Genomic DNA, 17438 nt, shown 5'->3' on the forward strand with positions numbered 1-17438 from the left:
TCATCTTCGGCGTTTTTTCCGCTGGGTACCATTACAAATCTGTCATCCGGCAGTAATGGTATTGGCCGGTCATGTGGACGATATTGGCCACCCCAACGAGGACAACGCTGTAGGAGACGATTGACGTGATTCACAAGGCTCGATGGTCGTTGCTGCTGGGTGCACTGTGTACAAGTGCAGCGCTGGCGCAATCGACCGACATAGACATGCATCCCGATGTCTCTCTGGCGCTGGCCAAGCAGGTCGTGGAGGCCACCCTCGACGCCTGTCATGCCGATCAGCATACAGCGGTGGTCGCCGTAGTCGATCGCGGTGGCAATCTTGTAGCGCTGCAGCGGGATGACAATATCGGTCCCCACAATACGCAGGCTGCCCAGCGCAAGGCCTTTACGGCGCTTTCCACGAAAACGCCGACTCGTGAACTTGCAGAGTCTGCGCGCAACCATCCCGAATCGCAAAACTTGGCCACCGTCAGCGACCTGCTCTTGTTGGGCGGTGGCGTTCCTATCAGGAGTAACGGTGAGGTTATCGGTGCCGTCGGTGTGGCCGGTGCCGGTGGCTCAGCGACCGATGAGGGATGTGCACTCGAGGGAATCAACCGGACCCTGCCACAGGACCAATAACAGGAGAACGACATGAAGACTCTGAGAACCTTAGGCGCTGCCGTGCTGGTCAGCGGTGTCTCGACGCTGGCGATGGCGGCCAGCAACCCGATCAGCGTTCACGTACTCAATACCCAGACGGGCACGCCCTCATCGAATGTCGAGGTCAAGCTGGAACAGCAGACGGACAATGGCTGGGTCACCGTCGCCACTGCTACGACCAGTGAAGATGGACGTATTTCGGCGCTGTTCCCCGAGGGCGACACGTTTGAGCCGGGTGTGTATCGGGCGGTTTTTGAAACCGGTGACTGGTACAAAGAGCAGGACATCTCGACCTTCTTCCCTGAAATAACCGTTCCTTTCGAGGTCGATAATGTCGACCAGCACTACCACATTCCGCTGCTGCTGAGTCCGTACGCCTACTCAACCTATCGCGGTAGCTGACACGCTGAGTTGGGTAAGAGTCCAAGCACAGCCCCCGGTCGCGTTTTCGCTGCCGGGGGCTGTATGAACAAGATACGTATTGTCTGGTGAGTTCCCGCACGCCCGTGACGACGAGCTGGCCAGCAGCGTCTGGGCCAGGTTGAGGCCTGCATTGAATTTTGCATGAGCGCCAATGGTTCAGGTGGTGGCTAGTCCTTCCAGGCAGAGCGCAGCGTGTAGCGGTCCCCTGGATGGATCAGCACGGCGTAGCTGATCAACAGCTCGTTGGACCAGGTGCGACGGCGCAGGCGCAGGCAGGGCTCCTGGGTGGTAATGGACAGGGCGGCCGCCTGATCGGGCGTCGCCAACACCGCTTCTACCACGTGCTCGATATCGGTGATCGGCCAGGCCTGTATCAGCACCTGGTGAGGCGTCAGCCGAGTAAAGTCGGTGGCCAGATAGTCGGGGACATGGCGTGGATTGACGAAGCGCTCCTCCAATTGGATCGGCACGTCATTTTCATGGTGGACGATGCGAGTGTGAAACACCTTGCTGCCATGGCGCATGCCCAGCTGAAGCGCCACATCTTCGCTGGCGTCGATGGCCTCCGCCGCCTCTACCCGAGCATGGTAGCGATGGCCGCGACCCTGTACCTCCTCGGCAATGTTGTGGACTTCCATCAGCGAGGACTCGGCCTTGCGCTCGGTGACAAAGGTGCCGGCACCGGGCTGGCGCGTCAGGTAACCGCGCTGGACCAGCTCGCGAATGGCCTTGTTGGCGGTCATGCGGCTGACATTGAAATCCAATGCCAGCTGCTCTTCGCCGGGGATGCGATGATCCGTTGGCCATTCGCCCCGCTGGATCTTGGCGAGAATGTGCTGTTGAATCTCGAGGTAGCGGGGCTGGTTACGCGCCATGTGCCGTCCTTGGTGGTGAACAAGAGTACATGGCGTTAGTGTACCGAGGCAGGGCCTCGTTGGCACCGGCCTTCGTACATCCTGCGTACCTGTCATCGATTTTCTCTGAGGTATCTCTGCATGACCGATGCTCGGCTCTCCAGCCCGGCTGCCCTGCGCAATCGTGAACCCATCTTCGAGGTGCTCAAGGACTACCTTGGCCCACAGGCGCGGGTACTTGAACTGGCCAGCGGCACTGGCGAGCATGCCCTGTACATGACCCAGCGCCGGCCTGGCTGGATGTGGCAGCCAACCGATATTTCCGAGCCGGCGCTGGCGTCCATCGAGGCCTGGCGTGAATCGCTGACCGATGGTCGTGACAACCTGCTGGCGGCGCAGCGCCGTGACGTCTTGAGTGAATGGCCAGAGCAGCAATTTGACGCCATGGTGGCGATCAACCTGATCCATATTTCGCCGTGGGTGGTAACGGCTGCGCTGATGGAGAAGGCGACTCTTCATCTGGCCACGGGTGGCGTGCTGTTGCTGTATGGCCCTTATCGGCTTCATGGCGAGCACACGGCGCCGAGCAACGTCGCCTTCGATGAGGACCTCAAGCGGCGCAATCCCGAGTGGGGGATTCGCGACCTTGAAGCGGTGACTGAGCTGGCCGCGAGTGCAGGGCTGAGCCGTGAGGGGCTTCATTCGTTGCCGGCCAACAACCTGGCGCTGGTCTTCCGGCGGGGTTAAGCGCCCGCGTCAGCCGAGGGCAGTGACAGACGAGGCCACCTACGCGGTGGCTTCGTCACGTTCAGATGTCATGAATCGCTCACAATGCGGGTCAGTCCGCGCAGCGCAAGCGTCGTTTCAACCCGCGTTGTTGAGCCATCGGTGGTAGTCCTCGAGGCCTTCGCGGATGTCGGTGAAGCGGGGCTCGAAGCCAAGGTCCTGCCGGGCGCGGGTGATATCCAGCGGGCTTCCACGCACCACGAACGGGCCAGGCCCCAGGCGCATGCCGCTGTCGTGCCCCAGCATCTCTGTAACCGTATCGACAATCTGCTGGTGAGCCACCGGCACACCACAGGAAATATTGTAGTGGCGGTGCGGCACGCTGGGGGCGTCGAACAGCGCCAGGATGCCGCTGGCGGTATCTTCCACATGGGTCCAGTCGGTGGTCTGGTCGCGTCCATTGGCAGGGGTAACGTTGCTGAGCCCCTCCAGCGGGCCAAACATGGCCTGGTAGACCGCATGCATGTGCGAGGGACGCTTGCCGGGCCCATAGACAAAGAACAGCCTGGCTTGGCGAATGTCCATGCCGAAGGTTTCGCTGTACTGGTCACCGTAGAGTTCGCCGGAGATCTTGGTGGCGCCGTACAGGTCCGTGGCCTTGTAGGGCATGGTCTCGACCTGGGGGCCTGCAGCGTCTCCGTAGACAGCGCCGGAGCTCATGTTGACGACCTTGTTGATGCCCAGTAGCCGACAGGTCTCGTAGACGTTGAGGGTGCCCATGGCATTGATCGATAGATGCTTGAACGGACGAGTCTGGAAGAACGGGCCGGCGATGACGGAAACGCCGTGGATGACGCCTTCCAGCTCATCCTTGTAGCGCAGGAAGGTCTCGAACAGTGTGTGCGTATCCAGCACATCCACCGCCTCGAAGTGAATGTTGTCGCGAACGTCATCCAGATAGTCGAGGCCCATACGGTCAACGTGGGGGGCGGCCATGTCGCAGATGATGACCTTGGTGCCGCGACGGGCGAGCAGGGTGGCGACCCAGGAACCGACGTGACCGAGGCCACCGGTGATCAAAACAGCCATGACAGAACTCCTTCGCAAAGGTGCGGACTGGGGGTGATGAATGAGGTTGAAGGCTGAGGCCAGAACTGAAGCCAGAACTGAAACCAGAACTGAGGCCAGGGCGGCGACCCGTGACCGGTCAGGCCACAGGCCAGGCCCGAGGCTGACTCATTGCAGCATCAGGTTGGGCAGGAACATCACGATGGACGGGAACAGCGTGATGATGATGAGCACCGCCACCAGCGGGATGTAGAACGGCAAGGTGGCGCGCACCAGGGCGGTAAAGGGCAGGTCGGTGATCTTCTGGATGGCGAACAGCACCGTGCCCACCGGTGGCGTGATCAGTCCGATCATCAGGTTGAAGATCATCACCACACCAAAGTGCACCGGATCGATGCCGTACTGGACCACCACCGGCACCAGCAGCGGCGTCAGCAGGAACAGCGCCGGTACCGAGTCGATGAACAGGCCGATAAGCAGAATGAACAGGCTCAGCAGCAGTAACAGCACCACCGGGTCACTGACCGTGGCCAGCAGGAAGTCCGCCACCAGCGCGGTGACCTGATAGCGCGCCAGGATCCAGCTGTACAAGGCACTGCCGGCGATGATCAGCAGCAGCACCGAGGTATCGATGGCCGTATCGCGAAGGATCTGGAAAAACTCGCGCAGGCTGATCGAGCGGTAGACGCAGAACGAGATGATCAGGCAGTACAGCAGCGCCACCACCGACGCCTCGGTCGGGGTAAACAGGCCAGACAGGATGCCCACCAGGATGATCACCGGCGTCAGCATCGGCAGCAGTCCACGGGACAGCGCGCGCATGAACTCCGCCAGGGTAGCGCGGGCGCGGGTCGGGTAGCCGCGGCGGTGTGAGATCACCGCGACCATGACCATCAGGCCCGCTCCCATGAACAGCCCCGGCAGAATCGAGCCAAGGAAGATCGCAGCAATGGAGGCATTGGCCAGCGCCCCATAGATGACCGCAGGAATGCTGGGCGGAATGATCGGCCCGATGGTCGCGGAACTGGCGGTGACCGCGGCGCTGAAGTCGGTAGGAAAGCCATCGTCTTCCATGGCCTTGATCTCGACGGCGCCCAGGCCACCGGCATCGGCCACCGCCGAGCCCGACATGCCCGCGAACAGCATGCTGGCGAGCACGTTGACGTGGCCCAGGCCGCCTTTCAGATGGCCGACGGCACAGCGAGCGACGTCAAACACCCGGTCCGAGATGCCGGCCGAGTTCATTAGTCTGCCGATCAGCAGAAACGCCGGAATGGCCAGCAGGGTGAAACTGTTGACCCCATACAGGGTGCGCTGGGCGATCATTTCCAGCGGAATCTCGGTGAAGCCACGGGTGTAGGCGAGCACCGCAGCCGAGGAGGCAATCATCGCGAAGGCCACCGGCACGCCGAGCATCAGCAGCACGATCAAGCCGATGAACATGATGGCGAAAATTTCCATGGTGCTTACTCCTTGTCGCCGTCGCGAGGGTCAGGTGTCGTCAGACGCTCGATAAAGTCCTCTACCAGCAGCAGTACCATCAGTCCGGCGGCGATCAGTTGCATCAGGTAGAGGTAGGAAAAACTCATGTCGAAGGTACTGGCGAACACGCCGGCGGTACGCTCCATCATGTTGAAGGCGCCGCCCATGATCATGGCCAGCACCAGGATGCTGACGATGTCGGCAAGCATCGCCGCCACGCGTTTCGCCCTGGCTGAGAGCAGGTCCGTGACGATGGTGATGCGAATGTGCTCCTGATAGCGCAGGGCCAGTACCGAGCCGAGGAAGATTTCGGCCAGGAACAGGTAGCGCGAGACTTCGTCGGTCCAGGGCACGGCCACGCCGAGGGCGTAGCGGGAGATGACCTGAATGCCCATGACCAGCAGCATCAGGCCGAAGGCGCCGACCACGACAGCGGTCAACAGCCACCAGAAGGCTCCTAGCGCCTTGGCCAGGGTCGAATTGGTCGTCATGGATATCTCCGTGGGCCGCTGACGAATGACAGCGGCAGCAGGCGGTGCATCAGCCGTCCCGCCCCAGGCCTTGGCAGCCTTCAGGTGCCGGGGCGAGACGGCCGCTGCCCCGATTACTGGATCAGCGAGAGCACGTAGTCACGCACGGCGGGGTCGTACTCCTGGGCGATCTGCTCGACCGCTGGTCGTGCCGCCTGGCGGAATGCGGCCACATCCGGCTCCACGATCTGCATGCCTTCTTCCTCAAGCTTCTGATACAGCTCGGCCTGGCCATCGGCCACCAGCTGGTCGCCCCAGGCGGTGGCATCGGCAACCGCATCCAGTACTACCTGGCGATGCTCGTCGGACAGCTCCTGATACAGGTCTTCGTTCATCAGCCAGTGGAAGAAGGAATAAACGTGCTCGGTGCGACTGACGTAGTCCTGCACCTCGTAGAGCTTACCGGCGTAGATGTTGTCGACCGGGTTCTCCTGCATCTCGATGACGCCGGTCTGCAGTGAGGTGTACACCTCTGGCCAGGCGATGGGGCTGGGCAGGGCACCGATCTCACCCCACACCGCGACCCAGGGAGCAATCTCCGGCACGCGCATGCGCACGCCGCTGACATCCTCCGGGGTCTCGACCGCTGTCTTGGCGGTCAGGTTGCGAGGGTTGCGGGCAGACAGGCCGACCAGGCGCATGTTGCCCTTGGCGATCAGACTCTGGTTGAGCGCCTCGCCCATCTCTCCCTCATAGATCTTGCGCGCCTGGTCGCTGGAGTCATAGACGAAGGGCAGGTCGGCGGCAGCGAACTCGGGGGCGTACAGCGTCATGGGCATGGAACCGCCCAGGGCAATGGCGTACTCGCCGTAGCTGGCTCCCTCGAGGTGGTCCCGTTCACCGCCCACCTCGGTACCCAGCAAGGTGACGGTCAGCTCACCATCGGTATTGGACTCGATGGTGTCCTTCAAGCGTTCACCGATCTTGAACATCGCATGGGAAGGATCGGTATGGATGGCGATAGCCAGATCCTCGGCTGCGGCGGTGCCGGCGGAAGCCAGAGAAATGGCGGTGACAAGCGCAAGTGGGGTGAGGCGGCGTGGGTTCATTGTGATTATCTCCTCGGAACGTGAGCGGCGTGACGGCTCAGCGGGAAAGTCGGGCAAACGAGGGTATGCCCTGGCGTCATCCACCAAGGTAGTCGATGGACTTTGGGTAGCGCTACCATTTTGATGGTAGCGCTACCCATACTTTGGTCTTGGGTTACACTGCGCAGCAGGACGGGGATGATGTCCTTATGTGTTTTACAGCCCGAGGCCGCTTTCCCGCAAAGCGGACGGTCGCGGGCACGACAAGCGAGATCGAGGAACCCCATGGACAGACAGGAAGGTCGTTCACGCAAGCGTCATCGTGGTCAGGGCCGCGTCACCCTGGCGGATGTGGCGCGCCAGGCTGGCGTGGCGCCCATCACCGTATCGCGAGCGCTGAACACGCCGGGGCGGGTCTCAGAAGCGGTAAAGGCGCGGGTGGATGCGGCGGTAGAGGCTCTTGGCTATGTACCGAACCTTATTGCGGGGGGGCTGGCCGCCGCGGGTACCCGGGTGATTCCGGTGATCGTGCCATCGCTGGCCATCCTGACCTTTATCGAAGTCATCGACGCCATCCAGAAACGGCTCGAGGCCGCCGGCTATCAGATGCTGCTGGCCACCACCGACTGGGATCTGGATCGCGAGGCAGGGCTGGTCGACACCGTGCTGGGCTATTCACCCTCGGGTGTCATCCTGACCGGATTGCGCCATCACCCTCGGGTGATCACCCGCCTCAAGGAATGGGGGCGTCCGGTGGTCGAAATCATGGAGGTGGGGGAAGATCCCATCGACATGAACGTGGGCGTCGATGGACTGGCGCTGGGGCGTGCCATGGCGCGCCACCTGCTGGACAAGGGCTATCGCCGGATCGTATTTGCTGGGTCCCATCTGGGGCATGACTATCGTGCAGCCCAGAGACTCGAGGGACACCAGCAGGCGCTGGCTGAGGCGGGCCTGTCCAAAGGGCCGGTACTTGAATACGCCGAGCCTGCGTCCTACGCGGTGGGGGCGAGGGCGCTGGCAGACCTGCTGGCGATGACTCCCCGGCCGGACGCGGTGGCCTGTTCCAACGACATCCTGGCGAGCGGCATCTTGCTGGCGGCGAGCAAGCAGGGCATCCGTATTCCGGACGAGCTGGCGGTAGGGGGCTATCTGGGACTGCCGTTGGCCGAGCACCTGTCGCCCCCACTTACGACACTGGCGGTGGCGCGCAGTGACATGGGACGACAGGCAGCCGAGCTATTGCTGCAGCGACTGGAGGGAATGACACCAGCGGAGCCTGTGCGGGACCTGGGCTTCACCCTGGTGGAAGGGGGCAGTACCTGAGGCGCTGCTCAGTTATCCGGTACCACCCCGGGCTCCCGGTAGATCACCCCTTCACGCTGGCGCTCCTGCTCGGACTTGTGCTCATCCACTGGCGGCACCCCCCAGACGGTTTCCTTGCGGCCGTCATCGTAGGAGTAGGTGGTGCACCCGCTCAGACTGGCCAGCAGCACGCAGGCCAGCAACGAGCAGGACAGCACCAGCCGCGCGCTACGGCCTTGCGCTGCAGGCGTGCGGCCTGACCTGGCCAGGTGAAGCGGTGTGAAATCGGGCATGTTGACTCCCTGTCAGAGGCGACGAGGCCTTGGGACGGCTCGTGATGCATCAGTATACCTGCTGAGGGCTAGATCAGCAGCGGTACATAGACCACCAGCAGCAGCACGCCGATCAACCCCAGCAGATAGGGCAGAATCGCCCGAGTTATGCGCTCAAGCGGTAGCTGCGTCACCGACGATGCGACATATAGATTGATCGCCACCGGGGGCGTGATCATGCCAATGGCCAGCCCCACCACGATGATCAGGCCGAAGTGCACCGGGTCGATGCCGAGTTGTGTGACCAACGGCAGCAGTACCGGTGTCAGGATGATCAAGGCGCTGGCGGTCTCGATAAACACCCCCGTCAGCAGGATGACCGCCACGACCAGCAGCAGCACGATGTAGGGATTGGTCGACAGCGACAGCACCGATGACGCGATCTGAGCCGGAATCTGCGCACTCGACAGTGTCCAGCTGAGCACCGCGGAGGTGGCGATGACCAGCATGATCACCGAGGTGGTGATGGCCGACTGGATCATCACGCGGTAGACGTCCTTGAGACTGAGGTCGCGATAGACGAACAGCGACACCAGCAGCGCATAGACCACCGCGACGACCGCCGCCTCGCTGGGAGTGAAGATGCCCGAGAAGATGCCACCCAGGATGATGACCGGTGTCATCAGTCCCCAGCTGGCGGCGCGCAAGGTGCGTGCAATGGTCGCCAGTGACAGCGGACTACCGTGGGGATACTGACGTCGATGGGCCTGGACCAGAGCAATCCCGCCGAGTCCGAGCCCCATCGCCAGTCCTGGCAGGAAGCCCGCCAGAAACAGATCGGACACCGACTCCTGGGCGATCACCGCATAGATGATCATCGGAACCGATGGCGGGATGACCACCCCGATGGTGCCGCTGGCCGCGATCAGACTGGCCGCAGAGGCCGGATCGTAGCCCTTGCGCTTGAGTTCGGGCACCAGGCTGGATCCCACCGCTGCGGTGGTGGCAGCACCTGAGCCAGAGATGGCGGCGAAGAACATGCCGGCGAGTACCGAGACCAGGGACAAACCGCCCTTGAGGAAACCGAACAGGCTGTCGGCGAAGTCCACCAGCTTGCGACTGACCGCGCCCTGTGCCATCAGGTCACCGGTCAGGATGAACATCGGCACCGCCACCAGCGCAAAGGTATTGATGCCCTGGAACATCTGTTGCGGCACGACGGCCAGCGGCGTGCCCTGCATGACCAGCGTGGCCAGGGTGCTGGCACCGATGGTGAAGGCGATGGGCACGCCCAGCAGCATCAACACGAAGAAGGCAATGAGCAATAGCAGCATCAGGCGTCACCCCCATGGTGGGCGGTCGTCCGTCCGGCGATCTCGTTGAGTATCGCGACAAGGGTGGTCCACGCCATCAGCACCGCCGTCAGCGGCATCACCGCATACACCCAGGTCATCGACAGGCGCAGTGAGGCTGACTTCTGAAAGCTCTGAAGTTGCATGTAGTTCCAGCCGATGATGGCCAGCGCCACCAGGAACACCAAGACGCACAGGTGCGCGCACAGGCGAGCCGCCTTGCCGCTGACGCCGGGCAGGGCATCCACAACGAAAGTGACGGCGATGTGGCGGCCGGAGCGATAGGCCAGGGTGGCGGCCAGGAAGGTGATCCAGACCAGTAGGAAGCGGGCGACCTCTTCGGTCCAGCCGACGGCGGTGAAGGCCACCCGTGAGACGATCTGCAGGGAAATGACGCCAATCAGCGCCGCCATGGCGATAAACACCACGGGGCGCGTGACGGCGTCGAGTCCCTGCTCAAGACGTTCGAGCAGGGACAGCACTTAGTTTGACTCCTGTTGCGCCTGTGCAGACTGCCCCAGCGCTTCCTGAATGCGCGGCAGGTAGTCACCGAACTGGTCGCCGTAGGTCTCGTATACTGGCGTTACCGCCTGCTGGAAGGCGGCGATATCCGGCGATTCCTCGATGGTCATGCCTGCCTCGCGCAGCTCGGCCAACTGCTGTTCCGCCATGGCCGCGTTCTGTTCGCGCTCGTATTCTGCTGCCTGCTGCGCGGCCGATGCCACCACTTCCTGGGCGGCCTCGGGCAGCTTCTGCCAGCTGGGCATGCCCATCACGAAGATGGCGGGGGCATAGGTGTGGCGTGACAGCGTCATGTAGTCCTGGGTCTCGTTGAGCTTGAACGAGTGGACCACGTTGATCGGGTTTTCCTGGCCGTCGATGGTGCCTTGCTGCATGGCCGTCAGGGCTTCGGTCCAGGCCATGGGCACGGCGTTGGCACCCAGCTCGCGGAAGGTGTCGACGTAGACCGGGTTTTCCATCACGCGGATGCGCAGGCCTTCGATGTCTTCTGGGGTCTTCACCGGACGCTCGGAGTTGGTCAGGTTGCGGAAACCACGCTCAGCGTAGGCCAGGCCCTTGAGATTGACGTCGGCCAGCTTGTCGAGCAGCTCCTTGCCGATCGGTCCGTCCAGCACCGAGTAGGCTTCTTCCGGTGACGCGAACAGGAACGGCAGTTCAAACACGGCCATGGGCTCGACAAAGTTGGCGACCGGACCATTGGTGATCACGCCCATGTCGACGGTGCCGATCTGCATGCCTTCCAGCAGCGTGCGCTCATCACCCAGGGTGGCGTTGGCAAAAATCTCTACATCGACCTTGCCATCGGTACCGGCTTCTACCAGTTCCTCGAACTTGGTGGCGGCCAGGTGAAAGCCATCCTGCTCGTTGACCACGTGGGCCAGGCGCAGAGTGATCGGGTCCATGTCGGCGAAGTCGTCCGCCAGGGCGACAGGGGCGGCGAGCACAGAACCCGCAGCGATGGCAGCGGTGAGCGTAGCGAGGGCGAAGGGCGAGGACCGGCGTGACGCGAGATGGCGTGTCATGACACTTCCTTGGAGTCGTGTTCAGCGAAGCAGGGCGCCTCATCCCGAGCCGAATCATCGAGATGATTCGGACGGGAAGATAACGCACCTTGATTTTTAAGGGCTTTTATTTAGAGGCTGAAGGTCTTCAGCCACAAGGAATCATGCCGGAAGCGGCGCCACGCGGTCAATTCGGGGGGAGAGGTGCCATCAGCCCTTGAGGTGATCGGCGTTGTGCAGTTCACGCTGATCCGCGGGGGGCGGTGTCCACTGATAGATCCAGGTCTCGGTCAGGGGATTGCCGTCCTTGTCACGCAGGTACAGGCGCAGGTTGATCGGCTCGCTGCCGTCGTCCGGTGGTACGACGTCGAACATGGCGCGGTAGCCTTGGATCGCAGCCAGCGGGCGGGCCGAGGTGATTTCGATCTCGCCGGCGCTGGCCTCGATCACGGCCTCCACGTCCACCTCCTGGTCGTCGTCGAAGGGGAAAGGCCCGCCACGGAAGTCGACGGCAAACCGCCAGCTGAAGTACTCGCGCAGCTGGCCGACGACGCCCCCAAGCCCTGTGCGGGTGGCGACGCAGCGGGCCAGGCTGGGCTGGCGGGCGGGCAGGTCATACCAGCTGAGGCGGTAGGAGTAGCGCAGCTCCTGGCCCGGCTCCACCGGTGTCTGTGGGCGCCAGTAGGCCACGATGTTGTCGAAGGTTTCGTCCTTGGCCGGCAACTCCACCAGGTCGATGCTGCCTTCCCCCCAGCCTTCGGTGGGCTCGACCCAGACGCTGGGACGGCGATCGTAGTAGACGCCGTCATCCTGATAGTGGTCGAAGTCGTGATCGCGCTGGGCGAGGCCAAAGCCCTGAACATCGGTGGCGGCGTAGGCGTTGTAGCGCAGGCTGGAGGGGTTGACCAGGGGACGCCACAGCCATTCGCCGTCGCCGGTGTGAATGCTCAAGCCGTCGGAATCATGGATCTCGGGGCGCCAGTCGTAGTTGACGTCGCGGTCGTTCTCGCCGACCAGGTACATGCTGGTCAGTGGTGCGATGCCCAGTCGTTCGATGGCCTTGCGTGGATACAGCGTGGCGGCGACATCCATCACCACACCTTCAACATTGCGGCGGATGTCGAAGCGGTAGGCCCCGGTGGTGCTTTCCGACTCGAGCAGCGCATAGACGATCACGCTGTTGTCGCCGTCGGGCTGCTCCAGCCAGAAGCGGGTGAAGTCCGGGAACTCCTCCGGCGTATCGCGGGCGGTATCGATGGCCAGGCCGCGGGCCGACAAGCCGTATTGCATGCTCTGGCTGACCGCGCGGAAATAGCTGGCGCCAAGGAACGAGGCAATATCGCGCTCCGGGTCCTGATGATGGTGCAGGCGGAATCCCGCAAACCCGAGCTGCGGCGACAGCGCGTCGGTATCGACGACCGGGCTGTCGTTTTCACCGCCAAAGCGAAACAGCTCGGGGTCGTAGGCCAGCTCCTGGGCCTGCCCCTCGCTGACCTGGTAGATCCTCACCGGCGTGGTAAAGCCCCTGCCCAGATGAAACAGCTGTCCCGTGTAGGGGCCATTGCTGTCCTTCCACAGGGCGTGGTCGGCGCGATAGCCGATGGACTGGTAATCGTCCCAGGACAGCGACTTCAGCTGTTCAGGCAGTTCGCCCTCGTGATCGTCGTGGGGCTGCTGTGACAGGTGCCGAGCAAAGCCCTTGAGCCAGGCGTAGTCAAAGGCCACCTTGTCGCCGGTGGTGTTCAGGCGCTGGTCCATCGCCGCGAGCAGGGGGGAAATCGGCAGGGCATAGGCGCTTAGCGCGGTGGCGGCCTTCAGAAAATCACGTCGCTGCATGTCCATCATCCTTGTGGTGAGCAAATGCCGTGTCAGCAGGTGGCTGCTGTGAAGTGCGCGGTACGGGCCAGGCAGGACCCGAGCATCCAGCGCTACGACTGCTCGAATCAGCAAAGGTTCACCGATGGGAAGATCGTCGACGCGGTGACCGCCAGCAGCCGATGCGTCGATAGATCCGTGGGGAAGGCAGCGAAGGGGAAAGGCAGCGAAGGGGAAAGGTGTCGTAGGAAAGATGGCGGGGAAGGATGGCGGGGCAAATGTGTCTGTTATTGTTACCATGCTAATTAAATGCTAGTCTTCGCGGCCGCCCTGGGCGCTCATCAAGCGAAGCATTGGGCACGTTGACCTGTGCATGGCGCATCACCGCCGCCCCCCAGGGAAGGATGACGGCGAAGTGAGCGATTTAGAGCAAGAGGAACCCCATGACCCCCGATCAGCGCTTCAAGTGGCTAGTGCGCCTGGCCTTGGGCCTGTTTGTCCTGATGTTTGGCTATTTTGTGGTGGCCGATACCTACATGCCGATGACCCCGGAAGCGCGAGTCATGCGTCCGGTCGTGCGTATTGCGCCGGAAGTCAGTGGCCCGGTGGCCCGTGTCGACGTGTCCAACAATGTCCATGTCGAGGCTGGCGATGTGCTGTTTCGCCTGGATCCCGCGCCGTTCGAGCTGGCGCTGGAGCAGGCGCAGCTAGAGCGGGAGGCCGCGCGCCAGGAAAATGACACCCTGAGCGCGAGCATCGCCTCCGCCAGAGCGACCTTGGATGCCGCCAGGGCGCGAGCACAGGAGAGCCGCCAGGAGCGCAGTCGCGGTGAGCGTTTGATTGGCCAGGGCAGTATCTCGCGGCAGCGGCTGGATGGCCTGGTGGCCACCGATCGACAGGCGCAGGCAGAGGTCAAGGCAGCCGAAGCGGAAGTGGCGCGCCTTGAGGTGGAGCTGGGGGCTGAAGGCGACGCCAACCTGCGCCTGCGGCAGGCGCGTAACGCGGTGGATCAGGCCCGCCTGGACCTGGAGCACACCGTGGTGCGCGCCCAGCATTCCGGCGTCATCAGTAACCTGCAGCTGGAAGTGGGCGACTACGCCACCCAGGGGCAGCCGCTGGTGGCGCTGATTTCCGATGAGCTGGACGTGATCGCTGACTTTCGCGAAAAGAGTCTGCGCAAGGTCGCGGCCGGTGATGATGCCAGGATCGTGTTTGATGGCCTGCCCGGCCAGGTGTTCAGTGCCCGGGTCGAACAGCGTGATGCCGGTGTCCGCGATGGCCAGGTCAGCGCCGATGGCAACCTGGCGGACATACCGACCACCGACCGTTGGCTGCGCGATGCGCAGCGTCTGCGCCTGCATCTGACGCTGACCGATGATGTGCCTCAACGGCTGCCGACAGGGGCTCGTGCCACCGTGCAGCTGTTTCCCGGTGACCACCCCATCGCCCATCCGCTGGGGGCCTTGCAAGTGCGGCTGATGTCCTGGCTTCACTATGTCTATTGATCGCTCTCGATCCTCTGACAGTGCACGGTCGTCTGATACGCCCGTGCCGAGCGACAAGCCCGCACCGCGGCCGTCGAAACTCAGCCGCAACGACTTGCGCCAGTGCCTGCGCATCGCGGTAGGCGCCTGGATCGGTTTTCTGGTCAGCCAGTTGATGCATTGGAACTACGGCGTCTTCTTTACCGTGTTTCCGATGTTTCTGCTGGGCATCATCCCCGTGTTCAATGCCCATGTGGTGCGTCAGTTCCTGGGCAATGCCTGTCTCAACGTGGTGGAGATCAGCTTGGTGGTGGGCCTGACCCAGCACCTTCCCGCGGTGATGACCGGCCTGGTGTTCCTGATGTTTCTGGGGCGCTTCACCTTGATGGCGCGCGGGCCGCTGTTCGTGTTTGGTGCCAATGGGGTACTGACCCTCAGCATCATGCTGCATTTTTCCAGCTATCCCGATCTCGACCTGTTTGACCTGCTGACCAGCAATACCGTAGCCAGCCTGTTGGCGGTGGCGATCGCGGCGCTGATGCATAGCGTCTTTCCTGACGTTGACCCGCGCCAGCCGCCTCCGCCCCAGCTCAAGAGCGTGTCGCTGCAGCGTCATCAGGCATTGATTGGCGCGATTACCGCGACGCTGTCGTTTCTGGTGTTTCAGTTGCTCGATCTGCGCGACTCCCTGTCGGCGCAGATGGCGACCATCCTGATTCTGTTCGCCCTTGGCTATCACGGCGCCAAGGCGTCTGCTCATCGTCGGGCGATAGGGACCTTGCTGGGCTGTAACCTGGCGCTGTTGCTGCAGTTGATTCTGTTCACCAAGAGCAGTCACCTGCCGCTGGTGCTGGTGGCCTACGGCATTGGCCTGCTGCTGTTTGCTCGCGAGCACGTTATCGAAAAGGCCGGGTCGGGTATCGGCTTTGGCGGGCTGACGACGCTGGGCATCCTGTTTGGCCAGTATCTTCGCCCCAACCAGGACCTGGTGGTGGATGCGCTGTACCGGTTCAGCTCGATGTGCGTCGCCCTGATGGCGACCTTGGTGGCCATGGCCGTGCTGCATCGATTGCTGGATCTGTGGCCGGCGGTATCCAGTCGCGGCGACGACGATCAGGGCTGAGCTTTCTCGGCGGACTATGAGTGATTGAGTGTTAGTGGTTGGGTGGTTGAGTGTTAGCGGCTGAGTGGGTGAGTGTTAGTGGATAAACGCCGCTGACGCTCTTGGCATCCTGCTTAAGACGCCCATCGCCTGGCCAGCCTACGCGTGCAGATAGGGGGCCGTACCTCTACGGCCCCCTATCCGACCCTTTCCGACCCCATCCGACCCTATTCGATAGTGTGTCGATAGTGTCGTTCGTCACGTCTCGCTGGCGTCAGGCAGTTGGCCTCTGCGCCAATCTACTCATTGCTGGCCAGCGTCTCTTCGCCCGGTACCGGTATGGTCACCAGCCCGTAGGAGTGCACCTCGGCACTGCCCGGATAGGCGTCGACCACCGACAGGCTGCCATCGTCGTGGTCGATCTCGAACACCCAGGTCTTGCCGGTGTTACCGCTGATGACGTTGACATAGTGGCCGTCGGCGCTCAGGTCCATGTCGGCGAAGTACTCGTTGTAGTCCTCGGCCCGATAGGCCGCTTCCTCGAGCAGGGCGATGCTGCCATCTTCCGGGTCGATGCTGTAGGTCGACAGGCTGGACGTGTGGGAGTTCGTGGTCCAGGCGTAGCGTCCGTCCGCCGAGGTGGTGACCCAGCAGGCGGCCTGCTCGCCACCCCAGATGTCGGTTCCCGTCATCACATCCGCCGACACCATGGTGAGCTTGCCGTCGGCGTCGATGTCATAGGATGACATCGAGCCCGTCTGGCCCTCGTACTCATGCAGAAAGGGGTACTTGGCCTTGCTCTCATCCGAGGAGGGATGGAACTGATAACCCTGGGTGATATAGCGGGTCTCGGTAACCAGCAGGGTACTGTGGCCATCGGGCCGAGTGATCAGCTTGGTGCCGATGGGCAGCGCGAAGAAGCGGTCTTCCGACAGGTGCGGCGACGGCAGGCTGGATACTGGCGTCTGCGACAGCAGGCCATCGTCGTCGACCGCGTAGACGTGCACCATACCGGTAAGAAAGCCCACCACGGTGAGGTACTTGCCGTCCTCGGTAAATTCCATGCTGACCGGTGAGTCGTCCAGTGCCCGCAGTGAGTTGGCCAGCTCCGTCAGCTGGCCGTTTCCATCGATGGTGAAGCCCTTGATCACGCCGGGCTCGTCGTTGGCCCCATTGGTGCTGGCGACGTACACCAGCCCGGCATGGCCATCGATGGCCTTGGGCTTGGCCCCGCCAGCGTCAACCACGTTGTTGAGGGTAAGCGTCAGGTCGTCTTGTACGTGCAGCGATGACAGGGTGCCATCGCCGATGTTGGCCACCAGCACGTTGCGGTCGTCGGCGGAGCGCCAGACGCCATAGGCCGATCCCAGCGGATCAAGGCCGCCATCCATGCCGTTGCCAGCGCCACCGGTGGGGTATTCGCCGATCTTTTCCAGGGTGCCGTCATCAAACTGACGCCAGGCCACCAGCGAGTTCTGTTGCTGATGGTTGGTGGCGACGTAGACGCCCCCGGTCACTTCCTTGGCCATGGTCGGCAGGGAAACCGAGAGCAGCAGCGCTGTCATTACGACGGGTGTCTTCATAGGGGTGCCTCTTCCTCGGCCTGCTCCTGGGGCTGCCCGTCAAACTGTGCTCGACAGGCGCTTAGTTCAGGTAAATCTTAGGCAAGAATGGCGGCCATGAAGGCTTTTAACTGTCGTCAAACGAGCGTTGCTCGCGGAAGATGCGCAATTCCGTGCTATGGCTAGGCGATGTCCGAAAAGTCGGCGAGCGAAGGTTAGACAAGGCAAAAATCGGTGAAAAAGCGCAGTTTACGGGGTGTAAATGAGC

17 protein-coding genes are annotated in these 17438 nt (G+C 62.5%); 6 read left to right on the forward strand and 11 right to left on the reverse strand.

Annotation, left to right across the window (positions count from 1 at the left end):
• Positions 1–125: 125 nt before the first annotated feature.
• Both KUV72_RS18840 and uraH read left to right on the forward strand, forming a co-directional pair.
• Positions 126–623, forward strand: coding sequence for a heme-binding protein (locus tag KUV72_RS18840; RefSeq protein ID WP_315857947.1), 498 nt, complete (start codon positions 126–128; stop codon positions 621–623).
• A gap of 12 nt (positions 624–635) precedes the next feature.
• Positions 636–1046 carry a hydroxyisourate hydrolase gene (gene uraH / locus KUV72_RS18845; protein WP_222163205.1) on the forward strand — a complete coding sequence of 137 codons (411 nt, stop codon included), beginning with the start codon at positions 636–638 and terminating at the stop codon, positions 1044–1046.
• Positions 1047–1234: 188 nt separating this feature from the next.
• Here the strand turns inward: uraH and hutC are convergent, their stop codons facing one another.
• Positions 1235–1942, reverse strand: coding sequence for a histidine utilization repressor (hutC, locus tag KUV72_RS18850; RefSeq protein ID WP_206938371.1), 708 nt, complete (start codon positions 1940–1942; stop codon positions 1235–1237).
• A gap of 120 nt (positions 1943–2062) precedes the next feature.
• Here hutC and KUV72_RS18855 point away from each other — a divergent pair, with 120 nt between their 5' ends.
• A complete protein-coding gene (locus KUV72_RS18855; protein WP_222239399.1) occupies positions 2063–2668 on the forward strand; it encodes a DUF938 domain-containing protein in 606 nt (201 codons plus the stop codon).
• A gap of 117 nt (positions 2669–2785) precedes the next feature.
• Here KUV72_RS18855 and KUV72_RS18860 read toward each other — a convergent pair whose 3' ends face one another.
• The 4 genes from KUV72_RS18860 to KUV72_RS18875 all read right to left on the reverse strand — a co-directional run bounded on the left by KUV72_RS18860 (position 2786) and on the right by KUV72_RS18875 (position 6776).
• Positions 2786–3736 (reverse strand): NAD-dependent epimerase/dehydratase family protein, encoded by a 951-nt coding sequence (locus KUV72_RS18860; RefSeq protein WP_206938375.1) that lies wholly within the window; start codon positions 3734–3736, stop codon positions 2786–2788.
• Positions 3737–3883: 147 nt separating this feature from the next.
• The gene (locus KUV72_RS18865; RefSeq protein WP_206938377.1) at positions 3884–5176 is read right to left on the reverse strand and encodes a TRAP transporter large permease; all 1293 of its coding nucleotides are present in this window, start codon (positions 5174–5176) and stop codon (positions 3884–3886) included.
• 5 nt (positions 5177–5181) lie between these two features.
• On the reverse strand, positions 5182–5688 hold the full coding sequence (locus KUV72_RS18870) for a TRAP transporter small permease (RefSeq protein ID WP_222239400.1): 507 nt from the start codon (positions 5686–5688) through the stop codon (positions 5182–5184).
• 113 nt (positions 5689–5801) lie between these two features.
• Positions 5802–6776 (reverse strand): TRAP transporter substrate-binding protein, encoded by a 975-nt coding sequence (locus tag KUV72_RS18875; RefSeq protein ID WP_222239401.1) that lies wholly within the window; start codon positions 6774–6776, stop codon positions 5802–5804.
• A 264-nt stretch (positions 6777–7040) separates the two neighbouring features.
• Between KUV72_RS18875 and KUV72_RS18880 the strand changes: the two genes are divergently transcribed.
• Positions 7041–8081: a LacI family DNA-binding transcriptional regulator gene (locus KUV72_RS18880; protein ID WP_222239402.1), complete on the forward strand. Its 1041-nt coding sequence runs from the start codon at positions 7041–7043 to the stop codon at positions 8079–8081.
• A gap of 8 nt (positions 8082–8089) precedes the next feature.
• On the opposite strand, the gene KUV72_RS18885 is transcribed toward KUV72_RS18880, so the two are convergent.
• From KUV72_RS18885 to KUV72_RS18905, 5 genes are all read right to left on the reverse strand, one after another.
• On the reverse strand, positions 8090–8353 hold the full coding sequence (locus KUV72_RS18885; RefSeq protein WP_261317570.1) for a hypothetical protein: 264 nt from the start codon (positions 8351–8353) through the stop codon (positions 8090–8092).
• 68 nt (positions 8354–8421) lie between these two features.
• Complete coding sequence (locus KUV72_RS18890) at positions 8422–9669, reverse strand: TRAP transporter large permease (protein ID WP_222239428.1); 1248 nt, start codon at positions 9667–9669, stop codon at positions 8422–8424.
• Positions 9666–10157: a TRAP transporter small permease gene (locus KUV72_RS18895; protein WP_224852048.1), complete on the reverse strand. Its 492-nt coding sequence runs from the start codon at positions 10155–10157 to the stop codon at positions 9666–9668. Before KUV72_RS18895 ends, KUV72_RS18890 begins: the two co-directional genes overlap by 4 nt.
• Before the next feature lie 9 nt (positions 10158–10166).
• A complete protein-coding gene (locus KUV72_RS18900) occupies positions 10167–11228 on the reverse strand; it encodes a TRAP transporter substrate-binding protein (protein WP_206938385.1) in 1062 nt (353 codons plus the stop codon).
• 189 nt (positions 11229–11417) lie between these two features.
• Positions 11418–13043 carry a glucan biosynthesis protein gene (locus KUV72_RS18905; RefSeq protein WP_222239403.1) on the reverse strand — a complete coding sequence of 542 codons (1626 nt, stop codon included), beginning with the start codon at positions 13041–13043 and terminating at the stop codon, positions 11418–11420.
• 422 nt (positions 13044–13465) lie between these two features.
• Here KUV72_RS18905 and KUV72_RS18910 point away from each other — a divergent pair, with 422 nt between their 5' ends.
• Both KUV72_RS18910 and KUV72_RS18915 read left to right on the forward strand, forming a co-directional pair.
• Positions 13466–14527, forward strand: a complete 1062-nt coding sequence (locus KUV72_RS18910) for an HlyD family secretion protein (RefSeq protein WP_222239404.1) — start codon at positions 13466–13468, stop codon at positions 14525–14527.
• Between the two features lie 43 nt (positions 14528–14570).
• Positions 14571–15629, forward strand: a complete 1059-nt coding sequence (locus tag KUV72_RS18915) for a DUF2955 domain-containing protein (protein ID WP_315857948.1) — start codon at positions 14571–14573, stop codon at positions 15627–15629.
• Between the two features lie 278 nt (positions 15630–15907).
• On the opposite strand, the gene KUV72_RS18920 is transcribed toward KUV72_RS18915, so the two are convergent.
• Positions 15908–17191 (reverse strand): lactonase family protein, encoded by a 1284-nt coding sequence (locus tag KUV72_RS18920; RefSeq protein ID WP_222239406.1) that lies wholly within the window; start codon positions 17189–17191, stop codon positions 15908–15910.
• Between the last annotated feature and the right edge of the window lie 247 nt (positions 17192–17438).

Origin of the sequence: Halomonas sp. DP4Y7-1 (genome assembly GCF_019800705.1) — a bacterium.
Classification (GTDB): Bacteria; Pseudomonadota; Gammaproteobacteria; order Pseudomonadales; family Halomonadaceae; genus Halomonas; species Halomonas litopenaei_A.

Bases quoted from the DNA above. Each gene is read 5' to 3' on its own strand.
- uraH (WP_222163205.1), top strand. From the start codon at position 636: ATGAAGACTCTGAGAACCTTAGGCGCTGCCGTGCTGGTCAGCGGTGTC.
- hutC (WP_206938371.1), bottom strand. From the start codon at position 1,942: ATGGCGCGTAACCAGCCCCGCTACCTCGAGATTCAACAGCACATTCTC.
- KUV72_RS18855 (WP_222239399.1), top strand. From the start codon at position 2,063: ATGACCGATGCTCGGCTCTCCAGCCCGGCTGCCCTGCGCAATCGTGAA.
- KUV72_RS18860 (WP_206938375.1), bottom strand. From the start codon at position 3,736: ATGGCTGTTTTGATCACCGGTGGCCTCGGTCACGTCGGTTCCTGGGTC.
- KUV72_RS18865 (WP_206938377.1), bottom strand. From the start codon at position 5,176: ATGGAAATTTTCGCCATCATGTTCATCGGCTTGATCGTGCTGCTGATG.
- KUV72_RS18870 (WP_222239400.1), bottom strand. From the start codon at position 5,688: ATGACGACCAATTCGACCCTGGCCAAGGCGCTAGGAGCCTTCTGGTGG.
- KUV72_RS18875 (WP_222239401.1), bottom strand. From the start codon at position 6,776: ATGAACCCACGCCGCCTCACCCCACTTGCGCTTGTCACCGCCATTTCT.
- KUV72_RS18880 (WP_222239402.1), top strand. From the start codon at position 7,041: ATGGACAGACAGGAAGGTCGTTCACGCAAGCGTCATCGTGGTCAGGGC.
- KUV72_RS18885 (WP_261317570.1), bottom strand. From the start codon at position 8,353: ATGCCCGATTTCACACCGCTTCACCTGGCCAGGTCAGGCCGCACGCCT.
- KUV72_RS18900 (WP_206938385.1), bottom strand. From the start codon at position 11,228: ATGACACGCCATCTCGCGTCACGCCGGTCCTCGCCCTTCGCCCTCGCT.
- KUV72_RS18905 (WP_222239403.1), bottom strand. From the start codon at position 13,043: ATGCAGCGACGTGATTTTCTGAAGGCCGCCACCGCGCTAAGCGCCTAT.
- KUV72_RS18910 (WP_222239404.1), top strand. From the start codon at position 13,466: ATGACCCCCGATCAGCGCTTCAAGTGGCTAGTGCGCCTGGCCTTGGGC.
- KUV72_RS18920 (WP_222239406.1), bottom strand. From the start codon at position 17,191: ATGAAGACACCCGTCGTAATGACAGCGCTGCTGCTCTCGGTTTCCCTG.